We start from the raw sequence: 17,013 nt of genomic DNA, 5'->3' as shown, positions 1-17,013 counted from the left end.
ACAACGCTACGGATTTCGGAGGGCAGGGTAATCGGAGCGAGCCACGTCGCAGCCCGATTGCCCTGACAGGCCGAGGTATCTCGGTTTATCAGACGATGGTTTTGACCTCAACCTCAACCTCAACCACAACCATCACCAAACAACCCCCGCCGAGGGAGATTAATACTTCTCTGGCACAATCATATTTTCCGGTACGGGCGAACGCTGATAATCTTCATGACGCTCGCGGCGCGGCAGAGTAATCGCTTTCTGCTCGCTCTCTTCATAAGGCATCTGTTGCAGCAAATGGCTAATACAGTTAAGTCGGGCCTTCTTCTTATCAACGCCCTGAACCACCCACCAGGGTGCCTCTGGAATATGACTCCGCTCCAACATCTCCTCCTTCGCCTCGGTATACTCCTCCCAGCGACGACGGCTCTCCAAATCCATGGGGCTCAATTTCCACTGCTTCAACGGATCGTGAATACGGCTGAGAAAACGCAACTCTTGCTCTTCATCGGTAATGGAAAACCAGTACTTAATAATCTGAATACCGCTGCGGGTCAGCATCTTCTCAAACTCAGGCACGCTGCGATAAAACTCCTCAACCTCATCATCGGAACAAAAGCCCATCACCCGCTCGACACCGGCGCGGTTATACCAACTGCGGTCAAACAGCACCATTTCACCTGCTGCGGGTAAATGCGCAATATAACGCTGGAAATACCACTGCGTTTTCTCACGATCGTTTGGCGCAGGAAGAGCAGCAACGCGACAGGTACGTGGATTCAGGCGCTGAGTAATACGCTTAATCACCCCCCCTTTACCGGCAGCATCGCGTCCCTCAAACAAAATCACTACGCGGTGACCGGTGCGCATCACCCAATCCTGCAATTTCACCAGCTCGCCCTGCAAATGCAGCAATTCACGAAAATAACGTCGCCGCCAGGCTTTCTCATCCTCTGCACCTGGCTGCCCTGCACCAAAGCGCAAATCATCCAGTTCCATCTCCAGCTCTTCATCGTAGCTGTCATAAAACTCCTGCAACAAGCGCTGATTAAACACCTCATTGCCGAGAATATTATCGTGTGTAGCCATTTTTTCTTCCCCGTTAAAGATGGACAAACAGTGCGTAAAGCGAGCCAGAAAGCACAATGGAAACCGGTAACGTTAACACCCAGGCGATGGCCAGATTGCGCAGTGTAGAAAGCTGCAAACCAGAGCGATTGGCGGCCATGGTACCGGCCACCCCGGAAGAGAGAACGTGAGTGGTCGACACTGGCAGACCAAAGGCATCGGCTGCACCAATAGTGGCCATCGCGACCAGTTCCGCACTGGCACCCTGAGCATAATTGAGGTGCGTCTTACCAATACGCTCACCGACTGTCACAACAATGCGACGCCAGCCCACCATCGTGCCAAGCCCCAACGCCAGCGCAACCACGACCTTCACCCACATCGGGATAAAGCGCGTGGCGCTATCCAGCTCTTTCTTCACTGCCACCAAATTCTGCGCTGTCTCTTCTGGAAGCGCGACTTTGGCACTCTGCAAATGCTTAATCGACTCTGAGGCCAGATACATATCATTACGGGTATTGGTCACGGCCTGAGCCGGAATATTGTCCATGGAACCGTAACGGCGGATCTGATTGCTAATATCCCCCAGCATCATCCCCAGAGCAGGTAACACTTCCGGGCGTGGCTCGCTGGTACGCACAAACGTTGTCAGCACTTCTCGCGGCTGAGGTTGCCCTGCAACCGGTGGCTGGATGGCGAGTAGCTGGTTTTCTGTCACCTGCGTCAGTGCTGCCACACGCGGGATCTGATCTGGCGGCAAAGAACGGTTTAGGGCATAGGCTATAGGCATGGTGCCAACCAGAATCAACATAATCAGCCCCATCCCTTTCTGCCCGTCGTTGGAACCATGGGCAAAAGAGACACCAGTACAGGTCAGGATCAACAAACCGCGAATCCAGGTCGGGGGTGGCTGATTGCTCTTAGGTGCTTCATACAGCTCACGGCTCTTCACCACTTTTTTCATGATGACCAGCAACAATGCAGCACAAACAAAGCCAATAATCGGGGAGAACAGCAGGGCATAACCCACATTGAGAGCCTGACCCCAGTCGACGCCGCTGGTGCCACTACGACCATGCATCAACGCGTTTGCCACACCTACGCCAATCACAGAACCGATCAACGTATGTGAGGATGAAGAAGGCAGACCAAAATACCAGGTGCCGAGATTCCAGATAATCGCCGCCACCAGCAACGCATACACCATGGCAAAACCATTGCCGCTTCCCGCCTGCAAAATTAACTCCACGGGCAGCAGCGAGATAATACCGAAAGCCACGACACCACTGGAGAGCAGGACGCCGAGGAAATTCCAAAAACCTGACCACACCACGGCGACACCGGGGCTCAGCGAATGGGTATAAATAACCGTCGCTACGGCGTTAGCGGTATCATGAAATCCGTTAACAAACTCAAAGCCCAGCGCAATCACCAGCGCCAAACCCAGCAGCACGAAAGGCATATAGCTGACAACGGGAGCACCGGTCTGCTGTACATCACTGAACAAGTTCAACCCGGCAAAGGCCAGCCCTGCCAGAATGAGTAGGAGGAATAAGGGACGTGAGAAGCGGTTTTTATTGGTGAAATCCGGACGTCCGGCCGACGATGCAGGAATGCTGTTATCGCTCATACAAGTCTCACTGTGGATGATCGCTGCCGGTTGGCAGCGGTGCTACGCAGAGTGATACCGTCTCTCTATGACAAAATGATGATGTCGTCAGCGCCAGTCATGCAACTGTCATAAAGCGTGGGCAGGATAAAGCTCTGTTCTGATAACGTTTGTACCTATCTCTATGGCCCAGCCGGTTTTACCCCTTGCACCACTGCCTGATTTCAACAATGAAGTTGCGGGTCTGATTCATGGTTATTTATTCACGCCGACCGCACCACCACAACGGCTGGATGCTCGGGAAGCGGCACAAATAGCACGCACGCCCTATGGTGAAGAGTGCTTTCTCTGGCTCCATATCAATCTTAATCACGCACGTGCGGAACGCTGGGTCCAGGACCACTTTGCGGTAGACCGCGATTTCTTTGATGAGATCCACTCCGGGTCACCGCGTACCCGTCTGGCGCAACAAAACAATGCCCTGCTTGCCGTGCTGAATGATGTCACCTTCAGCCGTGAGGAGCGCAGTGCGCAAAATGCCACCTTGTGGATCTGGTGTCAGTCGCACTTAATTGTCAGTGCACGCTTTCGCGCGGTAGAAATGATTGAACGTATGCATCAAAAGCTGCCTGCTTTGGAGTTCCGTGAATCAGAAGAAGTATTGCTGTGGCTGCTGGGCGAGCAGGAAGCACAGCTGGAGCAAGTGGTGCGACGCACCAGCCAGGCAGTGGACAGTATTGAAGAACGGCTGCTCAGTCCGGCAATCAAAGCTAACCGCAGTGAATTGGGAAGGCTGCGTCGTATGCTACTGCGCATTCAGCGATTGTTGGCCCCGGAACCCGCAGCACTGTTCCGTTTATTGCATCGTCCGCCCGCCTGGTTAAAGCGTGAACCGCTCAATGACCTGCGCGCTTTCACGGAAGAGTTCAGCGTGGTACTCAACGATCTGGCCAGTTTGATGGAGCGCATCCGCCTACTACAGGAAGAAATAGCGGCGCGACTGATGGAACAAAGCAACCGCACACTCTTCCTGTTAACCGTGATCACCGTGCTGGCGCTGCCGATCAATATTGTCGCCGGCTTTTTCGGCATGAACGTCGGCGGCATTCCGTTAGCAAACAACCCACATGGTTTTTTACTCCTGGTACTGCTTGTGCTGGCCTTCACCCTGGTGGCAGGGTGGCTTACGCTGCGGGCGCCGAGGGAGTAAATGCTTTTTTGGCATTAATTCCTCATTTTCCCTTGGGCTCGTTAGCGGAAGATGGCTGCATTTTTTCCACTGAAGCGTGATGTTTTTGGCGTATTTCACTCGCTGGAATAAAGACAAAGCGAACATCTGGGTCTTTTGCCAGATATTCATTATTGAATCGCTCAGCAGTTGGCTGATCTAATTGGTGCTTTCTTAAAGCCATAGAGGTGTTTTTACCGGGAACTCGAGCTGGCCCTTTCTCCATATTGTCCCAAGGTGATAGTTTGCCTGCAATATCTGGATCATCAAGGATACCAGGAATTTTATCGCCATTCGCTTGGTAGAGATAAACACCTTCTTTAGTCACATGAACAAATATTATGTGGTCATAATAAACCACTGTTCCGTTATGATAACTTGGTGTATATTCTCCCATCACTATGAATCCAGATTCCGTGAAGTTAGTAGGATCAATCCTGCTTAAAGGCTTAGCCTGATCAAGATTGAATGCATCACGAAATTCCTGAGAGTTCATAACCGAGGATTTGTTTTTAGGTTTAAGGGCGTTTTTGCGAAGCCATTTGTGCTGCTCGTTAGTGATAACACCCGCTTCGCGCGAAACATTAATTGCATTTTCAAAACATATATCGCTAAAATTCTTGTTTTTAGCTGTTGCTGCATCAATTTTAGCATCAAGTCTTGATGCTGTTCTTTTATAATAAGTCTGTATGCGCCATATGATTTCATGAAGCCATCCACCTTGCCTCCAGGTTATTCCCCCATTTCGTGATATGTAAAACTGACCGTTATCAACTTTCCCCATAAGTTCCCGATTGAAAAATTTAAAACTGCGAGCTTGATCGTAAGGTTTGGTTGCTTTAATTTCTCCTAAAAACGTATTTGGATTTCCACCTGCTTCAATGTGACGATTGAAGTTTTGATGGAGGCCATCGGCACTACCATATTCATTGATACTGTCACTACCGGAGTCGCTGCTGGTTTTAATTTGTTCCGAATTACTGGGGGTATCACTGTCAGATTCTTTACTGCTGAATCCTTCATCTGGAGAAGGGGAATGGGACTTAGCAGAATTTACACTGTCAGAGCCAGAAGGACTCATGTCCATTACCCCAGTTTCATCAGGAAGTTTCGGAACCCCTCCTGAATTTTGTAATGCCATTGCGAGTTGATGGACTTTAGTGCCTCTTATCCAGGTGTTTCCATTATCATAAGAAATATCAACCCTTTTTCCTCGACGTCTGCCTAAAAGCTCAGTGTTGTTTACTTTGAATGTATAAGTTTTATTTTTTCTGCGGGTTGCTGTATTTTTTTTACCTGGAATGTCGGCTTTTTTAATATCTTTTGCTTCCAGTTCATTGTTGTTTTTTGTTCTTTCAGAGGGTGAATACTCTTCTGCTGATGTTGGTTTAGTATTTTTTACATCATCCCCCTTGCTATTCCCTTTAACTTTATAGAATATGGAATCACTATATTTTTTTGCGTCACCAGCTTTCATTCCTCCAGCCAGTAATGCCTGATAAATTTGAAGTGGATCGCCCGTCTCTGCAGCAGTCTTAATCGCTCTTCCTACATCGATCAGATCAATTGTTTCCCGACCCACCGCCAAAATCACGTTAAAAGCTTTAGAACCTTTTGATGAGAATTTGGCTATTTTACTGGATATTCTCCCTCCAGGAATAACACTCATAAATAATCCTGCCACATCCAAAGGATCGGGGGGAGTACCGCTAACTATATCTGCTGAAATTGCTGCCGCAGATTGAAGAATGTTGATAACTACACCTTGAGGCGTTAATGCAGTGACTGCACCTACAGTAACATCGATCCATTGACCAATCCTTTTGGCCGTTTCTATTTTATCTAATGTTTGCCCATTGGTATCTTCATTTAAATCGCTAGATATCATCTGACCATATGCTACTGTGTGTTCAAAAGGGCGTGTAAAACCATCCGTAAAATCTTTCCAAAAGCCATTTTCGCTAACCCAGGAAAACGTGACTTTATATTTTTCAGAAAGTATTGTATTTAATGTTTTTGGTTTTCCTGGTCGGTCAGTCGTATCTATCGCTGATTCAGCTCTCGTTAAAACATGACGATTGTGATTTATGCCCGGATGTTTTTCGTCAATTTCAGTTGTTCTCTTAGCCAGTTCTTCTGCAACCTCATAGATATTTAATAATGCATTATGATTTTTGGTGCTTTTATCGAGGGTGTTAAAATAACTGCTTAGGCCATAATCTGTATTTTTAATGCGGTTAAAATATCTCATTAGATCTTCATGTCTAACATAATTGTCTATCTCTGTTTTAGTCTTTAATGATGTGGCTTTTTCTAGGCGCCCATCCCCAAGTTCATTTATTAAAGTTGTTGGGATGTGTCTACCCTCGCTAATGTATTTATAAGGGTATTTAACGGCGTTTAAATTAATCAGTAATCCATTTTTGCTGCCATGAGAATTGGGTAAAAACAAAGTGTTTCTTATTTTATATCCATTAATATCTACGGGGGCCATGATATTAAAACCCCCACGAGCTATTCCTGCATTATATCTGACGGTCTCAGGTAAGCTTACATCTCTATCTATATCTGTCAAAATGCGATTTATAGCGTGCACATAAATCTCTTTTCTTTCTTTAGGGGTGAAGTATGATGAACTGGATTTATCACTATCACGAGAATTTCTCAGTCTGCTGCGTAATTCGTTAGAGTTATCTCCACCGCCGGCTGAATCAGCTTGATAACCTGTCATGTCATTCTGACTGGTGCTGGGAGCTTCAGTTGATCTTTTGGACCGGGTTCTGATTTTATCGGAATCTGATGGAGTTGGGGGGTCCATACTATTTTTAATAGGCGCTTGTTCTAAGTTATCTGTATAATAAGTGTGTGATTTATTAACTGATCGATAGTCAGGGGGAGGTATTTCACCCCCTGATTTTATACTCCTGTTTTTTATTGCCGTTGTTGCTGACTTAATTCCCAACGACGTTGGGAGATCAATTATTGGGTCTATGCCCATCCAGGCTAAAGATCCAGTCTGGATTTTTTTACTTTTCTGTCCTTCGGCGACTCTTTCATAGACGGCACTAAAATGGTTTTCCTCATTCTCAGTGTGCAGGTTGTACACGGCTGAACCCGCCTTCAATGCGATACCTGTGGTGAGTTTCATAACCCCAGGGACAGGGGAGATGAGTAAATTAAATCCAGACTGAATGAGTTTTTTGTGCAGCATAGAAAAAATCGCTTTATAAGGTTTATCATTGCCTGGCATGGTATAGTTATTAACTTTGTTAACTTTATAAGGGATTTTAATTGATGCTTTTGCTATTTTATAAGGTAAACGTACCAGGTTAGATAAACCGAAACTTGCGACATCCAGAGATTGATCAAAGCTTAGCTCTATAACATAGCGTGTAATGCCACGGGAAATTCTTTTTTGCCCCCAGTTTGCAATGAAAGAAACCATGTTTTTTTCCAGGTTGACATAGTCTTCTGGTGACATAGGAAGAACAAGATCATCATTTTTGGCGTTTTCAAGTTCGCTTGCAACTCGGGTAGCCAATAAATATCCTTCTGGATCACCTTCTGAAAGCGTTCCATCCAATAGCTGATTTTCTTTCAATAATGTATGTATTTTTTTGACGTCTGGTATCAATGCTGAGCTTTTTCCTCTCTCTTTTGCAATGTTAGCCCAGTGTTTAGCGAGGCGAGAGCCACGAGAATTTTCGTCTAGTGATCTTTCAGTGAGCGATATAGCCTTGTCGTTAATTTTTGCCACAGCATTATTAGCCAACACTAACGTTGTTTCAGCAAGCCGTGCAATTTTCGTGAAATCACGCTGGTCTTCATGCATCGCATCGATAACGAGTTTGAGACCTTCATAGGATGAGGATATGGCCTCAAAACATTCAGGTAATACAGGATTTATTCTATTCCAAAGTGCTGGACGGAGAGCAATATCAGAATCGATAGATACCAGTTGACTAATCAGTTCAAAAGAACTTTTTTTTAGATGGTTTTTTAAGGTAAATGTATTTTTAAATTGCTGGCTAATTTTTTCAGCTTTCACGAGATCATCGTCAATAAGTTTATTCAATGTTTCTGATTTTTTTCGATTTTTGTATTTAACATCCTCCCTATATGAAAGGTTTTCTAGCTGACTTAATATTAAATCATGCTGGTTTTCACTTTTAGCAGAACTTATACTTCCATTCTCAGTGTTTGCAAATGAATCAGGGAGTAAATATTCACTTATCTTTTGGTATTCTTTTGCTTTTATAAATATGGGGTTGCTAACACGCTGGATTTTAAGTGCGGTGATTTGAAGTTGCCACAATACGCTACGTAAAATAGAGTCGTTGGTAACTGTTGTTTTTTCTTTAGTAGGTGTTGATCTCAACTTACCATATTTACTGGCACGGAGTGCTGTTTTCATTTGCTTAGCAATGGATGTGTAGGCAGTGGATATGTTCGTTTTAACGGTGTTATATTTATGTCTGATAAATTCTGCATTGCTTTCACTCGTTTTTTTAATTTTTTTGGGATCAGAACCTGTAAAGACTGAAGTATTTCCACCATCATCCGATACGGCGAGTTCTTTTTGAATACTTTGGTGGAAGCGTTGTAAAAAATCAGCAACACGTGAAAAGTAAACCTGAGCAGGGCCTGACAGTTGCCCGGCTTTTTTGTGGGATTTGAACGCTTCACGACTGGCTGAACTCATTACGTCTTTAAGACTAGCAGTGTTTTCCTCTGCTAAAGCGCCAGCTCTTTTGGTCATTAGTTCGGTGAACGCAACGTTTCCTGAAGGCGTTTTTTTGAGCTGAGCGAAATCATTTTTTATTGGAGAACTGTCATTTAGTTGATTCAAACTTGCAAGATTGTTTATTAAATCATTTTCTACTGTATTTTCAATCCAATCAGGATGACCTGTATTTGCCAATAAATTCAGAGCATCAACGACTTTGTTTAATATAATTAAGGATGCATCAAGTCTTCTCGATAAAGAATGCCCAGCATGTCTGGCAAAAAGGTTTTGGTCCCCCGGATAAGGTGTTTTATCCTCAACCCACTGCTGCATAGTTGGTACGGTTAGTTTCTCTGCGATTTTTTTAATCTCATGGATGGTATTGGATAACCACAATTTCTTATCCGAATTAAGATGCGAGGTGGCTAATAGTATCTGACTGTATGTTTTATCAATGTTGCTATTTAATTTGTCCAGTAGGAGTGGGTCGGCGCCTGGTGTTTGTTTATTATATCCTTTTTGTCGAAACTCTTGCGCTTCGGCTAAATGTTTATCTCGAATATAAGAGAACAGGTCAGAAAAAAATTATCTCCTTCCTCCTCCTCCACAATATTGTGTTGAATTGAGGGTGCAGTGAATGAAATATTACCTCTATTACTCCCTTCTACATAATTAACGTTACTGCCTCGTTCAGCAATTACAGATGTAGTGGTTTTTTCTACTTTTTTATTCTTGTGCTCATTACCCATGGTGTTTACCTCAAATCTTAATGACTGTCAGCATTAGACGCGAATTAGTTAATACATGTTTTTAACTACAGTTAAAGGCATGTCTGGGAGAGGAACAGGGGGAGAATACATAATTTAAATAAAGCCTGGGGTGCTATAAATGTCAAGTATTGCATGTGACATTCAAGAAAAATGTAGGGGGGGAAATAAAGCACTGATTTAAAAAACAGTTTGAGACAAATAAAGCGCATTGAAAGGAAAAGAGACAATGTATTGGGTGACTGGGTATGGTATGGATGACGGTAGGCAATAAAAAACCCGTAACCTGATGAAGGTTACGGGTTGAATGCTATTCAGTACAGCAGTGACAAATTACTGTGCAGGCTGCACGGTGTTTTCATTGGTCACCGGGGCTGCTGCGGGTTGTGCATCCGCTGCTGCATTGGCTTGAGCTTGCAGAGGCGCATCAACTGGCGTCAGTGGCTCTTCTTTCGGCGTTGCCATGTCGTTTTCCGCTACGGCAACCGGAATGCTCTGCGCATTAGGTGCACCAGCGGTGACTTTGGTTGGCATACCGCTGCGCGCCTGAATCGAGCTGTTCACCAGGCTCTGGTCAACACTCGCATCAGAAAGCAGTTTAGTGACTGAAGCGGTCAGGTTGATTGGCACGATTTCACGTGAGTTAAACTGCTCTTCCGTGGTGGAAAGCGGGTTATGCACTTCAACATAACGTGAACCGTCTGGCTCAACGGTAGCTTTAACCGGCTGATCGATGAACTGCACGCGCGTCCCTACCGGAACATGCTGGAACAGCCATTTAATGTCGTCAGCACGCAGGCGCACACAACCGTGGCTCACACGCAGGCCGATACCGAAGTTAGCGTTGGTACCGTGGATGGCATACAGGCGACCGATGTACAGGGCATAGAGGCCCATTGGGTTATCTGGGCCAGCCGGGAAGACCGCAGGAATGGTCTCACCGCGTGCAGCATAGTCAGCATGCATCTGCTTAGTAGGCGTCCAGGTTGGGCCGTCTTTCTTACGCTGTACGGTAGTGGTCCAGTTAACAGGCGTATCTTTGCCCAACTCACCGATACCGATTGGCAGCACAACCACGGTCTTGCTGCCTTTCGGGTAGTAATAAAGACGCATTTCGGCGCTGTTAATCACAATGCCTTCGCGTGGCGCGTCTGGCAGGATCAACTGTTGTGGAATGGTCATTTTGGTGCCAGCCGCAGGCAGATACACATCTACATTTGGGTTAGCTTCCAGCATGTTACTCAGGCCCATCTGATACTGAGCGGCAAAGGCCTCCAGTGGCAGTTTGCTATCCTGAGGAACGGTGATTTCGAAATTTTGCCCAATCAGACGACTGTTAGCCGCCGGTAATGGGTAGACCACAGCAAAAGCAGACTGACTAAAAGCGGCCAGTGCTAAGGCGATGGTGGCGAACGCGCGAATGCTCATTTTCATATTTTTCAACAAGTTATTGTTTTTCAGACGGCTTATGGATACGACTACCCCGATCTGGCAACTGGCCAGCTCTTCATTATAAATGCTTTGCATTGAAGTTGTGAATCTTGTTTTTATTCTTACGAGCTATTTGCGTAACTATCTGTTTCTAAAAGAAAAGATAAGCTCTGGAAATATTCGTAAAAAATAGACAACAATTGGGGTTTTACTATACTTAAAAAACATCACCACTTGCCCCTTCTGAGTGCAGTAAGAATATTCATATTTTCCCTGGTTATTATTCTCTGTGCATTTTCAGAATAATTTATTTATAAGTCTTTTGCGCGAGGAAATATCATGAATGACAAAGTTGTGAAATCTACTGAGCATCATAATGAACATTCAGTTAACACAGCGGAAGAATTTAAACCCAGGATCAGGGGAGATGGAGAAATATACGCAGCAGATTTGGAGTTAACCATTGATGACCTGGCAAGTAAAGTGCCAGAGGGTATTGTTAATCTATCAATCACAAAAACAGAGGCTTATATTTATGATGCTATCTCAGTTATTAAGTATATAACCAATGGTATGGTGAATACGACCAGTTCATTGCTGAGAAGTAAAGTGGCCAACATTATAGATAGTATTATTCATTCGGGTTTTCCTGCTTTAAGAAATTATCCTGTTATTTCAGATTTAAACTTCCTGTATCCTGTGTTTAAATCATTAACTGACACACCCGGGATAATAAATAAAATAAAAATCGCGATGGAGCAGGCTGCTCTTTTTGTCGCCAGGCTACCGCTAACAATTACCGGGAGAGGGTTGATTTCTGTTTATTTCCAACATCTTAAACTCATTCTCCCCACAGCAGTATATGCAATTCTTGATACTATTGAAGAATATAAGGAAATGTTTTCATCCTGGCTGAGTTTTATTCCTGGCTTTGAAGATCTGGATGTTGGCGATCTCAGCGTAGTGTTACTTTGTCTATTTTTATGGAGTTTTTTGATTAAATCAGGCAGTGTCCCCAGGCTCAAAACAGCTTTAGGAAAATCCATCCAGGCTGCATATAATATGACCAACTGGCTACCCTCATTCTTCGGCTGGTTGGGGTTGTTAAACAGCCCAGCGGCTCCCGCCCAGTTAGGTGATTCAGGAGGTATAGCGGTATCGGTTACGGAAGGTGAGCGAGACAGCTTCGCATCCACATCCCAGGACGACAGCGATGAACCAAAGGAATCTTCCTCCTGGTTGTCGAAATTTCTTAATAGCTTACAAGATCCACTCAAATTCCCTACTGCAATGGCAACTGATCAGCAGTCCGATGGTTCGCAAGTGGATAATTTGGCGGAGCAACAAAATAATGAGGTGGACGAAAATGCGAAAAATGAAATCTATCAATCGATTGACCATTTTATATCCGCATTACGCTCACCAGAAAAAACAGGCACCCTTTATGGGCTGAGCCTGGTGGCTATGAATGAATTAAAAAATGACCAATTGAAAACGTTAGATGTTAATAAAGCATTCAATTTTCATGTGGAATATGATGCATTTAACACGATAAATTACAAGTTTGTATTTTCTGGACGTGATTCAAGTAATAACAGTGTCGTAGTAGAGTTAACACATTTTCAGATCGCAAATTTCAGCTTGAAAAATGCATCAATATTCGAACCCACGTTTCAAGATTTTTCAAGAAAGATGGTTTCAAAATTTATTCTGCTTGATGGCCATTTTGAAAATAGTTCTTTTAGTCGAATTTTTCCTGAGAAAAAAAATTCTCCTGACAACAAAGCGTATATGTTTAATCCTATTGACGATGAACGGGTTATTTATATGAATGAAAATCCGTCATCTGCATTTCAACTTGCGGAAAATTTATATTTCTCTCCAGCGATGTCTCATCCAGATAAACAGATAATTGATAATATCTCATCAGCACTCTATGAAGTTAAAAAAATATTTCAATTTTCAAGGTTTATACATGATCGTGAATTAACTTTCCATGGGCTGAATGTTGCAGAGGTTAATGATTTTTTAAGTGCTTGTTATATTGATTTTGATTGGGATGAGATGTTCAATCTTGAGTTGCAGTATATAAACGGTGGTTACCACTTAAATATTTTCGCTAAAGATAAAAGAAGCAATGCTTTTGATGAAAAAGTATTATCTTCGACTGACTATTTTTCTGATTCTGGTTCAGTAAACACAAATGCAAATAAAGTTTTGACTGTTATTAAAATTTTGATTAATAGAGCTTCGCCAGAAGCATCACAGCGCCAGGAAGGCTATATCATCAATGATGCTGGGTTAGTGAAGTTAACACATCCAGAAAATTTCCGTCAGGATCATGCAGTTTATGCAGCCAATAAAAGACAACAAGATATCGGGAATGCAGAAAGTTTTTACATTAGAAACCAAAGTACACAAGGTCATCCTGTATATGGGATTTTCCCCGGATTTAGAACTGATGTGGAAAATTACGGGGATAAAAAAACGTATACTAAAACCATATCTGATACAGTAGTTAACCAACCTGGTTCGAAAAAAGCCTCCTTGCCCAAAGTACGAGAGCTTCTCAGTGACGAGATAAATGCGCTATTTGATTCTCTTCGTGAATATATAATTAATTATATGTTAGACCGTGGGTACCCATTGGAAAGTTATTCTTATATGGAGGCCATGTATTTAAAAGAGTTTGCAAGGAATGCCGGGTTGAACATTACCATGAATTACAGATCTAGGGTTCAATACAATAATGGTGCATGGAAAAATATAAGTCCGATTGATACATCTGGGGATTTTAATTCTTCAGAAGAAAAGAATTTTCAAGGTTATGAAAAAGTAATAACTGATTCTTTGGTAGCAATGCTAGAGTCGAGAATAAGTAATGAAGGGTTTAGTTTGCCAGTTTTTTACCCAACCTCACTACACTTCGATATAACAATCAATATTCGCTATCCAGATATTAACAAAGATGATTACAAGATGAGTGATCATTACACAAGGGCTTTTGGGATAAGTTATGATAACTTAAATAGAAAAGGCGTTTCGGGATACTCCTCAATAGAGCAGACAAACAGAGCTCTGTATCAGAAAATAAGCCAGGAACTCAAAGATAACCACAATATTTTGAGCCGCTCACCGACACTTCAGTCTGCGATTACTTACACAAATAGCTCACAACAGGGTACTAATTCTGATCAAATAGATGAAGCTGTTGTTCGGGAATACTATAAGTTGCAGGCAAATCAAATTGGATTTATGCAAGAGCATAAATTGCATACTTTGAAGTTTCAAAAGGAATTTTTAGAAAAATCATTAATGGACTATCTTAACATTAATGAATCAAAGTATGATGATTTCAAAAATATGGAAATTGGTGTTGCTCGGGTATCAGTAGGAGGAGAAAAAGCATTTAACAGAGATGTGTCATTCCTTGAGTTGTTATACAATGATGTATTGCGCAAGGCGGTAGGTAATTCATTTTTTTATCCCTTGAGGATAAGGCGCTTCCGGGAGCCATCACGCTATCCAGGAGGTCGTTGGAAAACCGACAGTTGGATAGGTAAAAATTCCCCTGAAATTATTGCTCAGATGGGTGGGTATTTATGGGACAATAGTTCTCCGGAGGTCATTGCGCAGTTTTTTGTTGATTGTAAATTAGTTAATGAAAGCGAGAAATTGGCTTTGCAGCAGAAAATGCAAACCTTGTTCGTAGATAAAATGGATACAAAGGTAGTACCAAAAGAAATTGCTAACCCGGTAGGAGAGTATAAAAAACGCAATGCTGACACTATCGATGAGATTATCGGTGAAGTATCAGCGCTGGAGGCTGATAAAATATTACTTCTCTCTGCGGATGCGCCAGAATCTCTTTACAAAGGTAATGTTAAATATGTTCAGAGATCTGAAGGTATCGATGCGAAATCATTGCTAACAGCGAATGATTTGAGAAAAATAGATAATAGAATGAAGGTGGTAAAAAATACTTTGGAAGCGGCTTATAATCATACTGTCATTGATTTTTATACTGATGATAATGTCTGGACTATGAATGATTATAAAGATCTTTTTATTCAATTGCTTCGCATCTTACCATTAGAAGAAACTCAGGCTGCAATGTTAATCTATGATATTGCCTCGGGAGCGGGTATCGAGCAAATTTCTGAAGATTTTATTTTTGTGATTGCACCATTTTTAGATGAGTTTCGTGTATTAGGATCATTGAAGTTAGGTGAGTTGCTTCAGGATGGCGTGCAGCTAAAAATATTAGCGGACAGTGTTGTACAGTTGGTTGATGCATGGAAGAAGGGAGATGCTGAAGGGTTATCAACTGCACTTTTAGGTGTGGGAATGTCAGGTCATGGCCTCATGAAAAGTGGTGCAAGAATTGTTATGCCGCGCAAATATGAGGTGCCTTACCAGGTTCATGACATCAATGGTGAGAAATTCGTTATTACCAGTGATGTTTCAGAGAGAGTGTCTTTTGATGGTAACGATAAGCCTGTAATACGCAAGGGGGGGCTAATAAAATCCTCAGAAATGACGGCCTCAGGCGAAATGACATTTTCCGAAGAGTGGGTGATCGATGAGGAGCAGGCAAAAGAAACCTATAAATGTGAAATCTTTCAAGTAAGAAGCCGAAAACGCAGGGGGCTTGAGGCCTGCCTGGTGATAGAAAATACGGCATTGACCTCGTTTGATTTTGATACCAATCAAAACCCATTGCCTGTTGAAGGAACAGATCTTCCACAGGATACGGAATTTCACCCCTGGGGAGCTGACTGGAAAATATCAGCCACTAAAGTAGATGGCACCTCAAAAAAACAACCCGTTACTGCCTGGATTCTCCCTTATGAAGGTAAGTTTTTTAAGGCAGAGCCAACAGCAACAGATAGAGTACCAAAAGTATTAAAAAGCACTGAGCTATCAGATTATAAACTCCCGCAAACACCTGAGATGCATGCGACGGTTAAGCCTAAATTATTACATCGCAAGGGTTATAATGGCCATGTGGAAATCAATCAGTTAGAAAAAAACTTACCCGATTCTAAGGCAACGTTACCTGTCTCTATCCTGCCCAGAATGCAAGTTGATCCAAATGCGCCGCAGGTGACAAATACAGGCGGTAATAATAGCCCCACGGTTCGTGTCACTGAAGATTTCGTTATGAATTTTGATGATAATTGGTATTTTGGTACAAAAACCAGAGGGGATTCAGAAAGTACAACTATTGATGAAATGACAATGAAGAGTGATGTTCAGCTCTCACCAGAGGAAAAAGAGGCGAAAAAATTACATGCCACATTAATGAGTGCCAGCTTTCATCACAAGAAATTACAAAGTCAAACCTTTAAAAAACTTGTTGCAACAATAGATTCACATCCGGTTGCTCAAAGTAGTGGTATTCAAACAAAGCTACATGATGTTGACCTGTCTACAGGAGAAAAATATCTCTTTGATAAACAACATCGCGTTACATTGCAAAAAATGCACCGGCAACAAGGAGGGAGTGTATGGGAATCTTATGACTCACCAAATTTTAGTTCTGATGATACTTATGCGGTTAACTATAACAAGGATATTATGGAGGCACTGTATCCGGATAATCTTGATTTCGATACAACCAAAAGCGATAAGGATAAAAATGTATTTTTGAAAGGGAAAAACTATGTGCTATTTACTATGGGGGATGAAAGTTTTCTTGTTTTATCCGGGGCGAAAGTAGAAAGAAAGTTTATACCGAAGGTCTTCGAGGACACTAGAGTGAGTGATAAGATTCCAAATATCAAAGTTGAAGTTACGCTGAGTGGTAATAATAATGTTGCCAGTAAGGGGAAAAAACATTATGTGACTTTCGTTAATCTGGATCCTGATTTAAACACAAAAATCACAGATATAAATAGTAACCTTGAATATCCACCTGCTTTACCAACCGCAGCAACCCCTGAACAGCTTGGCGAGCCGGTTAAAGAGTTTAAGGTGACTTTCACCCGCGAAAACGACTCTGAGAGAATGCTTGCAGCCTTCATGGCAAGTTCAAAAGTAATCGAAAATGGTCAGGATATTTTTGTGTTCAATCGTAATGATGCCTGTAAATCTTGTGCTGCTCTGCTAGAGACTCTATTTAATAAAGCGCGAGATGCAGGCACAACAAATATCAGGCATGTGTTTATCTTTCCTTACGATAAATATTAATACT

Annotated in this window: 6 protein-coding genes; 2 read left to right on the top strand and 4 right to left on the bottom strand. The window is 42.8% G+C overall.

The genetic code is table 11. The annotated features are described in order from the left end of the window. Positions 1-159 precede the first annotated feature (159 nt). Both ppk2 and B880_RS0121030 read right to left on the bottom strand, forming a co-directional pair. Positions 160-1,077, bottom strand: a complete 918-nt coding sequence (gene ppk2, locus B880_RS0121035) for a polyphosphate kinase 2 (protein ID WP_017349441.1) — start codon at positions 1,075-1,077, stop codon at positions 160-162. A gap of 13 nt (positions 1,078-1,090) precedes the next feature. After that, positions 1,091-2,686, bottom strand: a complete 1,596-nt coding sequence (locus B880_RS0121030; protein ID WP_017349440.1) for an inorganic phosphate transporter — start codon at positions 2,684-2,686, stop codon at positions 1,091-1,093. 163 nt (positions 2,687-2,849) lie between these two features. Between B880_RS0121030 and B880_RS0121025 the strand changes: the two genes are divergently transcribed. After that, positions 2,850-3,875 (top strand): CorA family divalent cation transporter, encoded by a 1,026-nt coding sequence (locus B880_RS0121025; RefSeq protein ID WP_017349439.1) that lies wholly within the window; start codon positions 2,850-2,852, stop codon positions 3,873-3,875. A gap of 22 nt (positions 3,876-3,897) precedes the next feature. Here the strand turns inward: B880_RS0121025 and B880_RS0121020 are convergent, their stop codons facing one another. Then, the gene (locus B880_RS0121020; protein ID WP_157060600.1) at positions 3,898-9,015 is read right to left on the bottom strand and encodes a hypothetical protein; all 5,118 of its coding nucleotides are present in this window, start codon (positions 9,013-9,015) and stop codon (positions 3,898-3,900) included. A 704-nt stretch (positions 9,016-9,719) separates the two neighbouring features. Then, on the bottom strand, positions 9,720-10,820 hold the full coding sequence (locus B880_RS0121010; protein ID WP_036646580.1) for a L,D-transpeptidase family protein: 1,101 nt from the start codon (positions 10,818-10,820) through the stop codon (positions 9,720-9,722). Positions 10,821-11,156: 336 nt separating this feature from the next. Here B880_RS0121010 and B880_RS0121005 point away from each other — a divergent pair, with 336 nt between their 5' ends. Beyond that, positions 11,157-17,009 carry a hypothetical protein gene (locus B880_RS0121005; protein ID WP_017349435.1) on the top strand — a complete coding sequence of 1,951 codons (5,853 nt, stop codon included), beginning with the start codon at positions 11,157-11,159 and terminating at the stop codon, positions 17,007-17,009. Positions 17,010-17,013: the final 4 nt, after the last annotated feature.

Origin of the sequence: Pantoea sp. A4, assembly GCF_000295955.2 — a bacterium.
GTDB classification, from domain to species: Bacteria; Pseudomonadota; Gammaproteobacteria; order Enterobacterales; family Enterobacteriaceae; genus Pantoea; species Pantoea multigeneris.
Note: the sequence above shows the minus strand (reverse complement) of the source record. Positions and strands in the feature narration are given on the sequence as shown.

What these genes read in the sequence shown, in the direction of transcription:
- B880_RS0121030 (WP_017349440.1), bottom strand. Translation starts at nt 2,686, where the DNA reads ATGAGCGATAACAGCATTCCTGCATCGTCGGCCGGACGTCCGGATTTC.
- B880_RS0121025 (WP_017349439.1), top strand. Translation starts at nt 2,850, where the DNA reads ATGGCCCAGCCGGTTTTACCCCTTGCACCACTGCCTGATTTCAACAAT.
- B880_RS0121010 (WP_036646580.1), bottom strand. Translation starts at nt 10,820, where the DNA reads ATGAAAATGAGCATTCGCGCGTTCGCCACCATCGCCTTAGCACTGGCC.
- B880_RS0121005 (WP_017349435.1), top strand. Translation starts at nt 11,157, where the DNA reads ATGAATGACAAAGTTGTGAAATCTACTGAGCATCATAATGAACATTCA.
- ppk2 (WP_017349441.1), bottom strand. Translation starts at nt 1,077, where the DNA reads ATGGCTACACACGATAATATTCTCGGCAATGAGGTGTTTAATCAGCGC.